Genomic DNA, 13,441 nt, shown 5'->3' with positions numbered 1-13,441 from the left:
GCTCCCTCTTTCTGCTGCTGATAAAAGTGTTGGACCAACCCTACCATAGGAACAGAAAAACTGGCGTATCACGGTTTTATTCATCAGATGACTGGCACTTCCTGTAAACAGGTTGTTCTGCGCGACACAAGGTATAAATGCTGGTTGAAGAACCATAAGCAACTACAGTATCGCTATCATCGCAGTCATCATAATCTTCCAAACCCGGCACATTTTTGCAGGCTTCCAGCGACCAGTACGGCTTTACAGAGTCAGTAAACTTGCAGCAGTGAACCAGCATCCCCGGATCATCAAAAGAACCACAACTGGCTTCCGCGCAACCACCGAAAGCCAGGCTGGAAAGGGACGAGCAAACACCTGCCAACACCGAAACACACAATATTCTTGGCAACATGGAATACCTCTTCATTCACATATACGACAGAAGTGATAGAGAAGTGTAGATAACCGACACCAAACGGCAGGCAATAAAAAACGGGCTCCGAAGAGCCCGTTAAAAGAGAGTAACAAGAGAGTGTTACATCGTGCCGGCAGGAAGATTAACCGAAGTTAGCTTCTTCCATAGCCATCACACTGTCAGCACCGGCTTCGATGCAGGCTTTGTGCATCAGAGTACGGGGCAGAATCTTCTGGAAGTAGAAGTCAGCTGTCTGAAGCTTGGCAGTGTAGAAGCCTTCTTCAGAGGTGCCGGCATCCAGCTTCTCTTTGGCAACGCGAGCCATATCGGCCCAGAAGTAAGCCAGAACCACGTAACCGGAGTACATCAGATAGTCTACAGAAGCTGCACCAACCTCTTCACGGTTCTGCATGGCCTTCATGCCCACCTTCATAGTGATGTCGCCCCACTCTTTGTTCAGTTCAGCCAGCTTGGGCACATAAGCGCTCAGGGCTTCGTTGTCTGCGTTAGTCTTGCAGAACTTGTGAACAATCTTGGTGAAGCCTTTCAGGGATTCGCCCTGGCTCATCAGTACCTTGCGACCCAGCAGATCGAGTGCCTGAATACCAGTGGTTCCTTCGTACAACAGGGCAATACGGCAGTCACGTACGTTCTGCTCCATTCCCCACTCGCTGATAAAGCCGTGGCCACCGTAGCACTGCACACCGTGATTGGCGGCTTCGTAACCAGTTTCGGTCATGAAAGCTTTGATGATCGGAGTCAGGAAGCCCAGCATGGCATCTGCTGCTTTGCGCTCTTCTTCGTCAGCGGCGCTGTGAACCTTGTCAACCAGCTTGGCAGCGTAATATGCCAGAGCACGGTTACCTTCGGAGAAGGACTTAATGGTCAGCAGCATACGACGCACGTCCGGGTGAACGATAATCGGGTCAGCCGGACCTTCAGGGTTCTTCGGGCCAGTCAGGGAGCGCATCTGCAGACGATCACGGGCATAAGTCAGCGCGCCCTGATGAGCGATTTCTGCGTGGGCCAGACCCTGCATACCAGTCCCCAGACGTGCGGTGTTCATAAAGGTGAACATGCAGTTCAAGCCTTTATTGGGAGCACCGATCAGGAAGCCTTTAGCGCTGTCAAAGTTCATGACGCAGGTGGAATTACCGTGGATACCCATCTTGTGTTCGATGGAGCCACAGGAAACAGTGTTACGGTCACCGGCAGAGCCATCTTCGTTGGGCAGCTGCTTGGGTACGATAAACAGGGAGATACCCTTGGTACCGGCAGGAGCGTCTGGCAGGCGGGCCAGTACAATGTGGACGATGTTTTCGGCCATATCATGCTCACCGGCAGAGATGAAGATCTTGGTACCGGTTACCGCATAGGAACCGTCAGCCTGGGGCTCGGCCTTGGTGCGCAGCATACCCAGGTCAGTACCGCAGTGAGGCTCGGTCAGACACATGGTACCGGTCCACTCACCGGTTACCAGTTTGGTCAGGTAGGTGTCTTTCTGCTCCTGAGTACCGTGAGCATGCAGAGTGTTCATGGCACCGTGGCTCAGGCCGGGATACATGCCCCAGGACCAGTTAGCCTCACCAATCATTTCGCTCATTACCAGATTCAGGGACTCAGGCAGGCCCTGGCCGCCAACTTCTACGTCGTGCGCCAGAGAAGCCCAGCCGCCTTCAACATACTGCTGATAGGCTTCTTTAAAACCGGTGGGAGTCTTCACGCCGTCTTCAGACCAGGTACAGCCCTCTTCATCACCCACACGGTTCAGGGGGGACAGTACCTGCTCGCAGAACTTGGCACCCTCTTCTAGGATGGCATCAATCATATCGGGAGTGGCTTCTTCAGCACCTGGCAGAGTGGCGTAGTGCTCCTGATAACCCAGAACTTCATCGCGAACAAAGCGGATGTCACGTAGGGGGGCCTTATATTCTGGCATGGCTGGTGACCTCTTTATTTATGATTCTGACTTGCCGGTCTGAGTGGCAGCTGTTCCCTTGCATCTATTTCTCTCTTATCAGGGAGTATAGGCAGGGATTAAAACATGCGTTTGAAACTTACGTATGAGTCCCTGAAGTGTCAAGGGCTGGCTAAAAGATTTTTGCATCTACACCTATCGACGCAGCCTGGGAATCTGTTGGATTTAACGCCAAACTCCTGCGAAAAAACCGGATTTAGCTCTATACAACAGGAAGAATTCACAGATAGAGGGGGAAAGGGGAAACAGCACAACGGGCCATTTCTGACCCGCGGATAAAATAGATCAGGGGTTAAACTCACAAACCGGTACACACATCATAATGCAGACTTCGGCCTCGGGATCATGTCGGCAGGGAGATGCACACTCATCAAATTCCCCTCCAAGGGTTTGGCAGGCCGACGCCGAAATATATTCGCATTCCTGATACGGTTCCAGCCAGATGCCCCCCTCAGACAAACACCCCAGCACCGCTTCAGGACCAGAGGCAGAAATCTGGGCAGGAAGAAGGGAGCGGGTAATGCGTAAATCCCGAATCACCCCCTGCTCAGACAGTTCTATAGCCTGTTCAATATCCTTCTGGCCATTTTTTACTGTCCAGTGTTCGGACGCCTCGGGTGTTTTTTCAATCTGTACACAGCCCATAATCATGATTATGCCAGCGATAACCAGACAGGCTTTTACATAAGACAACACAGAGAATCTCCTTTCAGTTCGTCGTGAAGCTGAGATATTTTGCAACTTCATCCGCTTCAGGATTATCAAGATGGGGAACATCTCCGAAACAGGGAGCCGGCAGCAGGTTTTTCAGGGTCGCCAGATTCTCATCGTAATGGCTCATCTCGGATTCAGCCCTGTTTGCCACCCAGCCAACCAGCCTCAGCCCATCCCTTAAAATAGCTTCTGCCGTTAATACCGCATGGTTAATACATCCCAGCTTCATACCTACAACCAGCACGACGCCGGCGTTAAGCTGTTTTGGCACACTGGAATACATCTCCCGTGAAGAAAGGGGAACACGCCAGCCACCGGCACCTTCAATCAAAGTCAGATTAGCACCACGCATCATCACACCACGGCAGTAACCGGCCAGCTGGTCGACTGTCACCCGTCGCTTACTTTCCTGAAGGGCGATATGGGGGGCAATCGCCGGTTCCATGGCAACAGGGTTAACCTGTTCGTAGGGAAGCTCCATGGTCGCGGCCTGCTGCAGGGCCAGGGCATCACTGTTGCGTAATCCCTGTTCGGTCATTTCACAGCCAGAAGCGATGGGTTTGATGGCAGCGGTTATCAGTCCATCCATTCTGGCACGGGCCAGCAAACCACAGGAAATAACCGTTTTTCCAGCATCAGTATCGGTACCGGTCACGAACAGCGTTTTCTTCATGGTTTCCCTATCAACACAGCAATTTTAGGAGTGTCAGAGGAGTGTACAGCAGCCACTCTTCCGTTTCCTCACCTCTGCATGTGCTGGCTGTCGCGCCAGGAAAATCCGTTTATTTCCCCAACCATTGACATAAGGTCGCAGCATCCGGCCGATGAGCGGGGTTTTCTCGATGGCAGGCAAGGGCAATTACAGCGCACCATGGCCGCCAGAGGGTAGAAGTATCCAGGTTTTCTGGAGAAACCGGAACAGGAGAAAGCATAAATTCATCAAATGTCTTTCCCGTTAATCTGAACACCCAGGCAGCAAGGTTTACCCCACGCACAATGGAAGTTTTATAACGCTCATAAAGCTGTTCCAGTGTCATTCTTTTGATTTCATCGCCACCAGAACAAGCAAGGCAATCTTCATCCTCTATTACCCCCAGAGCTTCAAGAAGTATCTTTCCCACAGCCCAGATATCAGATTTAACCGACCACCTCAGCTTCGCATCCTTACTATCCAGAGATACAAGACATTCCGGCGGCATAAAATCCTTAGTTCCTCTTCTAGCGTCCAATTCTTCAATTTCCAGTCTGTCTATAGCGGAACCAAAGTCGATAAGCTTCATGGTGTTGTCACAGACAACAAAATTCTCCGGTTTAAGATCCCTGTGCAGCATTCCCTGTTCATGCATTTCTTTTACTGCTCCGACAACATCCCGGGCACATGCCAGATACCCATTCCTGATTAGCGTCCAGCCACCCAGGGGGGTATAATTAAACAAATCTGTCTTCCCTGCTTCCAGAAACAGCCAGCGCTTTTTCTTCCACACACCAGTGGCATAGAGAGTGATGATATGCTCGCTTTTCTTAAGTTTTTGAAGCATTTCACTCTCAGATTCAATTTCCCTTTCTAAAATAGAAGCATATTCCGGATCTTTGCCTGATTTCTGAAGTTTTAATATAAAGGGAGTTCTACCCGGCCAGAACACCCGATATATAGCCGAACCCACTCCCTGTTCGCTGAGCCTGATAATGGTTATTTCCCCTATACGCGCGGAGTTCCCCTGATCGTCAGAAGCTTTCAGAATGCGGGGCAGATGAAGTTCAAGTTCTTCCTTGCCCATCCAGAAGCTTTCATCGACATACTCTATTAGTGGTTTTTCCGCCTGAACGGCGACAGCCCTTCCCCCCAGAGGCTTTCGGAGCACCTGTCCCTCTGTTGGCAATAACTTTCCCGGTTCATTAGTACCAGTGAGAAGCTGTGGGGATTCCTGCGAAGAACCTCCAGCGTCAGCCAGAGAACTACCCGGAAAAGCAGGGAAAGATGGTATTGGTGATGCCATATGCGAAGCTCCGAAAAAAGGTTATTCGGAGCTTTGAGTGGCGGGAGGGATAACAGGTTTTTGATTTGTTTGTCAGACTGGCGGCGATGTTAACGCGGCTTACGCATAACCCCGTAAATCACCTGATAGCTGGCGGGCAGGCCATTGTCTGTCTGGAAGGGCTGATAACCTTCCATTAACCGGGAAAGCATTTTGCGTCCGGCCAATCCACGGTTTTGATTCTCAATAACCGTATTGGCACCGAGAGCCTTCATTTCCCCCAGCAGGCTGATTACGGAAGGATAATAAAGGGTCTCTGTATGCTGGCGCAGGGAAACAACTGACAGTTCAGAAGTCTGGGCTCTCTGTTGCTGCCGTTCAAAACTTTCATAACTGTTCACATGAACATTATCGTCAACCACCTGCCATGCGGTATTCAGTTCATGGAGGCTGCCTGCCGCCAAAGTTGAGAAAACAAACCAGCCGCCGGGCTTTAACACCCTATTGACCTGATTTATTACCTCAGAAAGGGATTCACACCATTGAATCGCCAGGCTGGAAAATACCAGATTAAACTCACTATCAGAGAAAGGCAGTTCTTCAATATCCCCCACAGACCAGCGACACCCGGCCAGTTCCGGTCTCTGCCTGGCCCAGTCCAGCATGCCTTCGGAAAGGTCAAGGCCAGTGATATTCCCGCTTGGATAACGTTCAACCAGCGCTCGGGTTTCATTGCCTGTACCGCAACCCATATCCAGAATGGCAGCTTCAGGCTCCAGTTCCGGCAAGCCCAGGCGTGCCTTTCCTGCTACCCGCTGCTGCAACGTTGCGACAGCATCATAAGTGCTGGCAGCTTTGCCAAAGGTTTCCGCTATACGACGTTTATCCGGTTTAATCTCTGCAGGTTCAGCCGTTACTGGCTGAGATAACATAACGACATCCCCGCTCATGCATCTCCCCCACACATCCTGTGGACACAGCGGATAACCGTCTCTGGGTTATCCAGAAAGAAGGCATGACTGCCGGATACAGATGTCACCCTCTGTTGAGGCAATAACTGTTTAAGGCTGTCGTAAACCGCCAGCGGGTCCTGATCAGCAACAAAGTGTTCAACCTCGCATTGCACCTGTGGCCAAAGATCCCGGGCATCTTCTGCCAATCTGTTCAACAACTCGCGCCAGTCTGTATCTGTTTCCAGAGCTGCTTTGGCAGACGACCGCAGTGCACGAATTGCACCTTTCGGGTTCTCACTGCCTCTGGCACAGACCGGTACAAACCCTTTGAGGGTTAATGCCATATCCTGGGCGGCGCTGTCGGCAAACTCTTTATAAGCTTCCGGTGGCCGGCCTTCAGGCCAGTCATCCGCAGCAACAAAACAGGGTGTACTGCCAAGGGTGATGACTCCGGCAATCTTTTCAGGATACTGTGTGGAAAAACGCACACAGGTATTACCTCCGAGGGACCAGCCCACCAGTACAGTGGGTTTGTCATTCAAATGGGAGTCTATGGACTGAAACAGATCTTCCCAGGACTCTCCATCAGCATCCGACAATGCCATCACACTTACGGAATAACCCAGCTCTCTAACCTGCTCAGCAAGCCCATCAAGAATATTTGGCGACATTGCCCAGCCGGAGACCAGCAGCACCTGTTTAACTTCCGATTTCATCGTAATGCCTCCAGTGCATTCAGCAGCTGATCAACCTGCTCTTTCGTATGGCTGGCACTGAAAGTTACCCGCAGACGAGCTGTGTCCTTCGGCACGGTAGGCGGACGAATCGCTGTGACCAGAATTCCTTTTTCCGCCAGCCCTGCGCTCATGGCCATAGCCTTATCTGCGCTGCCCACAAGAATGGGCTGAATCGGCGTGCTGGAATCCATCAGGGCTAAACCCAACTGTTCAGCACCGGAGCGGAAACGGGCAATCAGAACTGCCAGCCGTTCACGACGCCAGTCTTCTTTCTCCAGCAAGCGAAGACTGGTCAGCGTGGCGGCAGCCACAGCCGGCGGCAGAGACGTTGTGTAAATATAGGTGCGGGAGAACTGGATCAGGGTTTCGATCAATGCCTCGCTCCCCGCAACAAAAGCACCGGCTGTACCAAAAGCTTTGCCCAGGGTTCCCACCAGCACAGGCAAATCTGCGGTGTTCATAGCAAACAGATCGGCAACGCCACGCCCTCCCTGACCAACAGTGCCAAAACCATGGGCATCGTCCACCATCAGCCAGGCATCGTGTCTGGCGGCAACCTGTGAAAGCTCTCTCAGGGGAGCAATATTGCCGTCCATACTGAACACCCCGTCAGTCACAACCAGCTTGCGACGGGCTTCAGCGCGGGACAGTTTCAGTTCAAGACTTTCCGGATCGTTGTGAAGATAACGCTGAAAACGGGCACCGGAAAGATGTCCGGCATCCAGAAGAGAAGCATGGTTCAGGCGGTCCTGAAACACGCCATCACTTTTACCCAACAGGGCGCTGATCACACCCAGGTTGGCCATATAGCCTGTGGAAAACAGCAATGCACGCTCACGGTCAGTAAAAGCCGCCAGCTCTTCTTCCAGTTGCTGATGGGCACGGCTGTGTCCTATCACCAGATGAGACGCACCACCACCGAGGCCATACTCATTAGCAGCCTTCTTGAAACTGGCAACAACTTCAGGATGATTCGCCAGCCCAAGATAATCATTGCTGCAAAACGCCAGCTTTTGCTGACCATCCACAGTCATCACCGGTTCCTGGGGGCTTTCCAGGGTACGGCGCTCCCGGTACAGGCTGTCTGCCCGGCGTTCAGCCAGGGCAGACTCCAGATCAAACGCACTCATACGGCGGCATCAACAAACAGGCTTTCGTCCTGTCTCTTTTGCACCTGCTCCAGAAGTTCAGCCTGCTGCTCTTCGTCGTCCTGCTTCACAACGCCGCGCTCAGGCTTAATGCCCAGCTTATCAAACAGCTCCCGATCCTTATTGGCTTCGGGATTGGGCGTGGTCAGCAGACATTCACCGTAGAAAATAGAGTTGGCCCCAGCCATAAAGGCCAGGGCCTGCATCTGTTCGTTCATCTCTTCACGGCCGGCGGAGAGACGGACATGGGATTCAGGCATAAGAATACGGGCAACAGCTATGCAACGGATAAAATCAAAAGGCTCAACATCATCAATGCTGTCCAGGGGCGTACCATCAACCTTTACCAGCATGTTGATGGGCACACTTTCCGGGTGCACATCCAGAGTGGCCAGATTCACCAGCAGTCCGGCACGGTCACGGGTGGTTTCACCAAGGCCAACAATACCGCCGCTGCAGATTTTCATGCCGGAATCACGGACGTGGGCCAGAGTCTCGAGACGGTCAGAGTAGGTTCGGGTGGTGATAATGTTGCCGTAGAATTCGGGGGATGTGTCGAGGTTGTGGTTGTAGTAATCGAGACCTGCTTCAGCCAGTTGTTCAGTCTGCTTTTTGGTGAGCTTGCCCAGGGTCATGCAGGTTTCCAGACCCAGTTCCCTAACACCCTTCACCATCTCCAGAACATAGGGAAAGTCTTTTTCCGGCGGGTTTTTCCAGGCCGCGCCCATGCAGAAGCGGGTAGAACCAATACTCTTCGCCTGCTTGGCTTTGTCCAGAACCCGCTGCACTTCCATCAGCTTTTCTTTCTCAAGACCGGTATTGTAATGACCGCTCTGGGGGCAGTACTTGCAGTCTTCCGGGCAGGCCCCGGTTTTAATGGACAGCAGTGTACTAACCTGCACCTGATTCGGATCGAAGTTCTGGCGGTGTATGGTTTGCGCACGAAACATCAGGTCATTGAAGGGCAGAGCAAAAAGCTCTTCCACTTCAAAAACAGTCCAATTGTGGCGAACAGAGACATTCTGGGTCATGGTCTTCAGGCTTCTTTTGCTCCGGTCCTGAGTGACCGGATATTTCTGAACAGGTGATAACTTTCTCGATAATACCCGATGAAGCACTTCAGTCAACTGACAGAAACAGGCAAGGTTTACCTTTGGCTGCTTTTTAACCAGAAAAAGATAGCAGCGTGCCTGCTATGCCATGATATCTGTTCACCCGCTTCAGGAGTATGCGACAACTGCCTCTCGAAGCTTCCCACGCCGGAATGGTGCTGTCAGCAGTGTCAGGAACCCCTGCCAACTTCGGATGCCCTGCTTTGCAAACGCTGCCAGCAAAATCCTGACCGTTTCCACTGCTGTATAGCCCCGCTCCTCTATGCCCACCCGGTTTCCGAGATGATGGGCCGTATCAAGTACGCAGGCCGGTTGGTGTTCCTTCGTCCCCTTGTGCAACACCTGATAAGCGCTTTACAGGATCACTATTCTGATGACTCTTTCAGCAATTCTTATAACAGCAGTTCTTTTAACAGCAACCCATGGCCGGAAGCCATTGTTCCCGTGCCTCTGCACTGGTGGCGACTAAGGGTGAGGGGGTTTAACCAGGCCGCATTGATCGCCCGCCAGCTCTCCCGGAAAATCGGTATTCCTGTTTTGCACCGCCATGTTCACCGTACCCGCTATACCCCTGCACAGAAGGGACTTTCCTCCCGAGATCGACAGACAAATCTGCGCCATGCCTTTTCCCTGAAAAAACCTCTGAAATACCGCCATGTCGCAGTGGTCGATGATGTCATGACTACGGGCGCAACTGCCGAAGAACTCAGCAAACTGCTCAAGAGCAGCGGGGTTGAACGGGTTGATATCTGGTGTCTGGCCCGCACTCCGCCCCGATAGTGAAACCGCCTTGATGAATATAACAATCCGGTCTCAGGTAATTTCTGCGTGAAGACCGGACGCTTGCTCCCTACAATAGGCAGACTTTACTCCGGAGTCGCCAATGACATCTTCAGCCCAGCACCCTTACGACACCCTGACCCCGGATACAGTCATCGATGCTGTCGAATCACTGGGCTATATGAGTGATGTCCGCATTCTCGCCCTGAACAGCTATGAAAACCGGGTGTACCAGGTCGGGATTGAAGATGATGTTCCGGTCATAGTGAAGTTCTACAGACCCGGACGCTGGAGCCGGGAGCAGATTCTGGAAGAACACGCCTTCGCCCTTGAGCTGGAGGCCCTGGATATTTCGGTTATACCTCCAAAGGTACAGGGCAACGGAAAAACGCTGCACGACTTCAACGGTTTTATGTTCAGCGTCTATACACGCAAGGGCGGCCATGCGCCGGAGCTGGATAATATGGATCACCTGTTCAGCCTCGGGCAGCTGATGGGTCGTATCCATAAAGCCGGTTCCACCCGCACATTCAGTTACCGAACAGAAATCTCCCTGCAACATTACGCCAAAGACAGCGCCGCCTATCTATTGGAGAACGATATTATTCCTCCAACACTGATACCTGCGTACGAAACCCTGTCCCGTGACCTTATTGAGAAGCTTGAAGTTATCGACGAGGCTAATAATCCTGAAATGATTCGCCTCCACGGTGACTGCCATGTAGGCAATATCCTGTGGCGGGATGACATGTTCCACTTTGTAGACTTTGATGACTGCATCAACGGTCCGGCTATCCAGGACTTGTGGATGTTCCTCTCCGGCAACCGCAACAGTCGCATGGCCCAGCTCTCAGAACTGATGGATGGTTACAACGAATTCCATGACTTTAATCCGGCCGAACTGAACCTGGTCGAATACCTGCGTACCCTGCGCCTGATGAATTACAGCGCCTGGCTGGCCCGCCGCTGGAGTGATCCGGCATTTCCCATCGCATTCCCATGGTTTAACAGTGAACGTTACTGGTCTGACCATATTCTGGAGTTGCGGGAACAGATGGCCGCGCTGGACGAAGAACCCCTTACGATCTTTTAAACCCAAACCACTTTGAAAACCGGGGCTTCATGTCAGCTCCTGTTTGACTTCTCTCTGCCTTTGTTCTTCATCAATCAGGGAATCTTTCACCCAAAGGCGATCGGCCACGACCTCAGGAACAAGATTCACCCGGCCAACAAAATCCATATAAAGGGAGTGAGAGGTTCTGATATTCAGGAACTCCTGTACTACACTGAGCGGCTGTTGTTTTCGGGATGTTCGGGGGAGCCGCCTTATGCTTTCAGCCCTGTTATTTACTGTGTGGAGCCAGGTTCAGCAGGCATCAGACCATGTAAACCAGGCAATATTTAATACAGGGCGTGAGGTGGTTGCTTCGTATTATGGATTCAGCAATCGGGATGTCATCGCAGATGGCTGCGTGACCCGCTATCTGGAGAAAGGCCAGGGGCCGACCCTGGTATTTCTCCATGGAGTGGGGCTGGCCCGGGAAGCCTGGTTGTATATGGTGCCCTGGCTGAGCCGCAAATATCATCTTGTTATTCCGGATATGCCCGGCCATGGGCAAAGTTGTCGTGACCCGAACAGAACCTACAGAGTGGAGGAGAATGTCCGCTGGCTGGGGGCATTTATGGATGAACTGCACCTTGGGAAGGTCAATATTATTGCTCAGTCTGCCGGAGCCACGACATCCGGCCTTTATGCCAGCGAGAATCCCGGCCGGATTGCAAGCCTTACTTTGATCGCCCCTGCTGGGGTAGAACCTACACATTCCGACAGTTCCTATTTAACGCCCTTTCTTCAGGAACTGCTGCAGACTGGCCATAACCGCCTGATTATTAACAAGGCCGAAGATTTTGAGGCCGTACTGCATTTTGTCGCTAATCGCCTTCCATGGCTGCCTTTGGGTTTAACCCGCATACTGGCCTGGGAGCATCTGCGCAACTGCCCGGAACTGGAGAGAGTCATTAATGGCATGCTGGAAACACGTAGAGACATCCAGTCCGGGAAGTTGTCCTTTGAAGATATTGTCAGATCCATTCGTGTCCCCACGCAGCTTATCTGGGGGGAAGATGACCGGTTGATGAGCATAGCCGGTGCCGATTACGTTCACGCATTGCGCCCGGAGCTTCCTATACATCGTTTGCAGGGGATAGGTCACGGGCCAATGATTGAAGACCCGGAAACAGTGGCACGACTGGTGGACAAATTTGTTCCTGGCCTGGTAATAAATTCCCCCGGGGCTGTTATGGCCGGAGCCTTGCTGCCAGAACAATAGTTTGCATTAGAGCCGGGAGCATAACCGGTTTGTCAGAGGAGCTACAGGCTCACCCGGCCCCCATAAAGGGAGCAAGAGTTCCCTGTTTCCAAACCAGATTTAATAATCAGGTATCAAAGTCCTGTTGGCGTAAACGCTCGATATCCCGTCGCTGTTTTTTGTCCGGGCGACGGTCGGAGAACGGATAAGAACCTCTTACAGCTTTGCGATGGGCGGCTTCCTCTTCACGCTTTTGAACACTGTCTTCGGTTTCCTGATAGAGCAGTTGGGCTTCGGGAGCGCCGCGCCGGGTACCGGAGAGAGCCTTGATCACGATAGTTTTCTCATCAAAGCCCTGGCGTAGCACTATAGTGTCGCCGATACGGGCATCTTTACTGGGCTTGGCCCTCTGACCGTTCACATGAACCTTGCCTCCTTCAATGGCATCCCGTGAGACAGAGCGGGTTTTATAAAAACGGGCCGCCCAAAGCCATTTATCAAGACGAACTTTCTCTTCGGTATTTTGCTCTCTGGCAGAGCGTTCCTGTTGGCTGCGCTTATTCATTGTACGGGTAACAGAGCCTCAAAATTATCAACTGCAGCGAACTCCTGAGTATTGACGCCGGGCAGCGAAAGGTCAGGACGCAGAATAGCCAGAAGATAGGATATGCCATAAGTGCGGGCAGATCTGAGAATATCAATATTGTCATCAACAAAGAGTGAACGGGAAGGGTCAAATTCACATTCTTTGGCAAGGTGGTGCCAGAACGCCTGGTCCTCTTTGGGGTGGCCGAAGTCATGGGAGGAAAATATCTGGTCAAAATAACCGGCAAAGTCCAGCATCTCAATTTTCAGATTCAGGCCATCCCGGCTGCTGTTGGTGATAAGAACGACTTTCTTATTGGATTTATGCAGAGCTTCCAGCAGCTCTCTGGCATGGGGGCGAAAGCGTATTTTGTGGGTGATTTCCCGTTTCATGGAGACAATATCCAGCCCCAGTTCACGGCTCCAAAAATCAAAACAGTACCATTCAAGGGTACCCGCGACTGCATCCAGCCTGGGTGACATATATCCCCAGGCTTCATCAAAACTGATGCCATTGGTTTCTGCATAGCGGGCGGGCACCAGCTGTTTCCAGAAGTAGCTGTCGAAATGGAGATCCAGCAGGGTGCCGTCCATATCAAACAACACAGTATCAATATCAGGCCAGGAGATAATAGGAGTATCAGACATTGTGGTACTGTCCATAAAATCGGTTTATGGAAATATACCCTGAATGGGCGGAAAAAAAGTACCTGCACGGAATAAATCAGGGGTTTTATAATAAATGTCCCCAA

At 51.9% G+C, this 13,441-nt stretch carries 14 protein-coding genes; 3 read left to right on the top strand and 11 right to left on the bottom strand.

Annotated elements, in window-relative coordinates; all coding sequences use genetic code 11:
* Positions 1-76 precede the first annotated feature (76 nt).
* The 9 genes from ACY2RQ_RS14980 to bioB all read right to left on the bottom strand — a co-directional run bounded on the left by ACY2RQ_RS14980 (position 77) and on the right by bioB (position 8,934).
* Positions 77-394, bottom strand: coding sequence for a hypothetical protein (locus ACY2RQ_RS14980; RefSeq protein ID WP_490113792.1), 318 nt, complete (start codon positions 392-394; stop codon positions 77-79).
* Positions 395-539: 145 nt separating this feature from the next.
* Entirely contained in the window at positions 540-2,336 is a 1,797-nt protein-coding gene (locus ACY2RQ_RS14975) for an acyl-CoA dehydrogenase C-terminal domain-containing protein (protein WP_490113791.1), read from the bottom strand.
* Between the two features lie 324 nt (positions 2,337-2,660).
* Complete coding sequence (locus ACY2RQ_RS14970; RefSeq protein WP_490113790.1) at positions 2,661-3,071, bottom strand: hypothetical protein; 411 nt, start codon at positions 3,069-3,071, stop codon at positions 2,661-2,663.
* 13 nt (positions 3,072-3,084) lie between these two features.
* Positions 3,085-3,762 carry a dethiobiotin synthase gene (gene bioD, locus ACY2RQ_RS14965; protein ID WP_490113789.1) on the bottom strand — a complete coding sequence of 226 codons (678 nt, stop codon included), beginning with the start codon at positions 3,760-3,762 and terminating at the stop codon, positions 3,085-3,087.
* A 109-nt stretch (positions 3,763-3,871) separates the two neighbouring features.
* Positions 3,872-5,086 (bottom strand): protein kinase domain-containing protein, encoded by a 1,215-nt coding sequence (locus ACY2RQ_RS14960; RefSeq protein WP_490113788.1) that lies wholly within the window; start codon positions 5,084-5,086, stop codon positions 3,872-3,874.
* Positions 5,087-5,175: 89 nt separating this feature from the next.
* Positions 5,176-5,997 carry a malonyl-ACP O-methyltransferase BioC gene (gene bioC, locus ACY2RQ_RS14955; protein WP_490113787.1) on the bottom strand — a complete coding sequence of 274 codons (822 nt, stop codon included), beginning with the start codon at positions 5,995-5,997 and terminating at the stop codon, positions 5,176-5,178.
* A 14-nt stretch (positions 5,998-6,011) separates the two neighbouring features.
* Positions 6,012-6,734, bottom strand: coding sequence for an alpha/beta fold hydrolase (locus ACY2RQ_RS14950; protein ID WP_490113786.1), 723 nt, complete (start codon positions 6,732-6,734; stop codon positions 6,012-6,014).
* Positions 6,731-7,885 carry an 8-amino-7-oxononanoate synthase gene (bioF, locus tag ACY2RQ_RS14945; RefSeq protein WP_490113785.1) on the bottom strand — a complete coding sequence of 385 codons (1,155 nt, stop codon included), beginning with the start codon at positions 7,883-7,885 and terminating at the stop codon, positions 6,731-6,733. Before bioF ends, ACY2RQ_RS14950 begins: the two co-directional genes overlap by 4 nt.
* A complete protein-coding gene (bioB, locus tag ACY2RQ_RS14940) occupies positions 7,882-8,934 on the bottom strand; it encodes a biotin synthase BioB (RefSeq protein ID WP_490113784.1) in 1,053 nt (350 codons plus the stop codon). Before bioB ends, bioF begins: the two co-directional genes overlap by 4 nt.
* A gap of 78 nt (positions 8,935-9,012) precedes the next feature.
* Between bioB and ACY2RQ_RS14935 the strand changes: the two genes are divergently transcribed.
* The 3 genes from ACY2RQ_RS14935 to ACY2RQ_RS14925 all read left to right on the top strand — a co-directional run bounded on the left by ACY2RQ_RS14935 (position 9,013) and on the right by ACY2RQ_RS14925 (position 12,125).
* Positions 9,013-9,795, top strand: a complete 783-nt coding sequence (locus ACY2RQ_RS14935; RefSeq protein WP_490113783.1) for a ComFC family protein — start codon at positions 9,013-9,015, stop codon at positions 9,793-9,795.
* Between the two features lie 103 nt (positions 9,796-9,898).
* Positions 9,899-10,888, top strand: coding sequence for a serine/threonine protein kinase (locus ACY2RQ_RS14930; protein WP_490113782.1), 990 nt, complete (start codon positions 9,899-9,901; stop codon positions 10,886-10,888).
* Between the two features lie 235 nt (positions 10,889-11,123).
* Positions 11,124-12,125 (top strand): alpha/beta fold hydrolase, encoded by a 1,002-nt coding sequence (locus ACY2RQ_RS14925; protein WP_490113781.1) that lies wholly within the window; start codon positions 11,124-11,126, stop codon positions 12,123-12,125.
* 106 nt (positions 12,126-12,231) lie between these two features.
* Here the strand turns inward: ACY2RQ_RS14925 and hslR are convergent, their stop codons facing one another.
* Entirely contained in the window at positions 12,232-12,669 is a 438-nt protein-coding gene (gene hslR, locus ACY2RQ_RS14920) for a ribosome-associated heat shock protein Hsp15 (RefSeq protein ID WP_490113780.1), read from the bottom strand.
* The gene (yrfG, locus tag ACY2RQ_RS14915; protein WP_490113779.1) at positions 12,666-13,337 is read right to left on the bottom strand and encodes a GMP/IMP nucleotidase; all 672 of its coding nucleotides are present in this window, start codon (positions 13,335-13,337) and stop codon (positions 12,666-12,668) included. Before yrfG ends, hslR begins: the two co-directional genes overlap by 4 nt.
* Positions 13,338-13,441: the final 104 nt, after the last annotated feature.

It is taken from the genome of Parendozoicomonas sp. 209JJ7-1, from assembly GCF_058147085.1.
Note: the sequence above shows the minus strand (reverse complement) of the source record. Positions and strands in the feature narration are given on the sequence as shown.

Excerpts from the sequence above, each read along its gene's own strand:
- ACY2RQ_RS14925 (WP_490113781.1), top strand. The coding sequence starts at position 11,124 with ATGCTTTCAGCCCTGTTATTTACTGTGTGGAGCCAGGTTCAGCAGGCA.
- ACY2RQ_RS14930 (WP_490113782.1), top strand. The coding sequence starts at position 9,899 with ATGACATCTTCAGCCCAGCACCCTTACGACACCCTGACCCCGGATACA.
- hslR (WP_490113780.1), bottom strand. The coding sequence starts at position 12,669 with ATGAATAAGCGCAGCCAACAGGAACGCTCTGCCAGAGAGCAAAATACC.
- ACY2RQ_RS14950 (WP_490113786.1), bottom strand. The coding sequence starts at position 6,734 with ATGAAATCGGAAGTTAAACAGGTGCTGCTGGTCTCCGGCTGGGCAATG.
- ACY2RQ_RS14935 (WP_490113783.1), top strand. The coding sequence starts at position 9,013 with ATGAAGCACTTCAGTCAACTGACAGAAACAGGCAAGGTTTACCTTTGG.
- bioD (WP_490113789.1), bottom strand. The coding sequence starts at position 3,762 with ATGAAGAAAACGCTGTTCGTGACCGGTACCGATACTGATGCTGGAAAA.
- ACY2RQ_RS14980 (WP_490113792.1), bottom strand. The coding sequence starts at position 394 with ATGTTGCCAAGAATATTGTGTGTTTCGGTGTTGGCAGGTGTTTGCTCG.
- bioB (WP_490113784.1), bottom strand. The coding sequence starts at position 8,934 with ATGACCCAGAATGTCTCTGTTCGCCACAATTGGACTGTTTTTGAAGTG.
- ACY2RQ_RS14975 (WP_490113791.1), bottom strand. The coding sequence starts at position 2,336 with ATGCCAGAATATAAGGCCCCCCTACGTGACATCCGCTTTGTTCGCGAT.
- bioC (WP_490113787.1), bottom strand. The coding sequence starts at position 5,997 with ATGTTATCTCAGCCAGTAACGGCTGAACCTGCAGAGATTAAACCGGAT.
- ACY2RQ_RS14960 (WP_490113788.1), bottom strand. The coding sequence starts at position 5,086 with ATGGCATCACCAATACCATCTTTCCCTGCTTTTCCGGGTAGTTCTCTG.
- yrfG (WP_490113779.1), bottom strand. The coding sequence starts at position 13,337 with ATGTCTGATACTCCTATTATCTCCTGGCCTGATATTGATACTGTGTTG.
- bioF (WP_490113785.1), bottom strand. The coding sequence starts at position 7,885 with ATGAGTGCGTTTGATCTGGAGTCTGCCCTGGCTGAACGCCGGGCAGAC.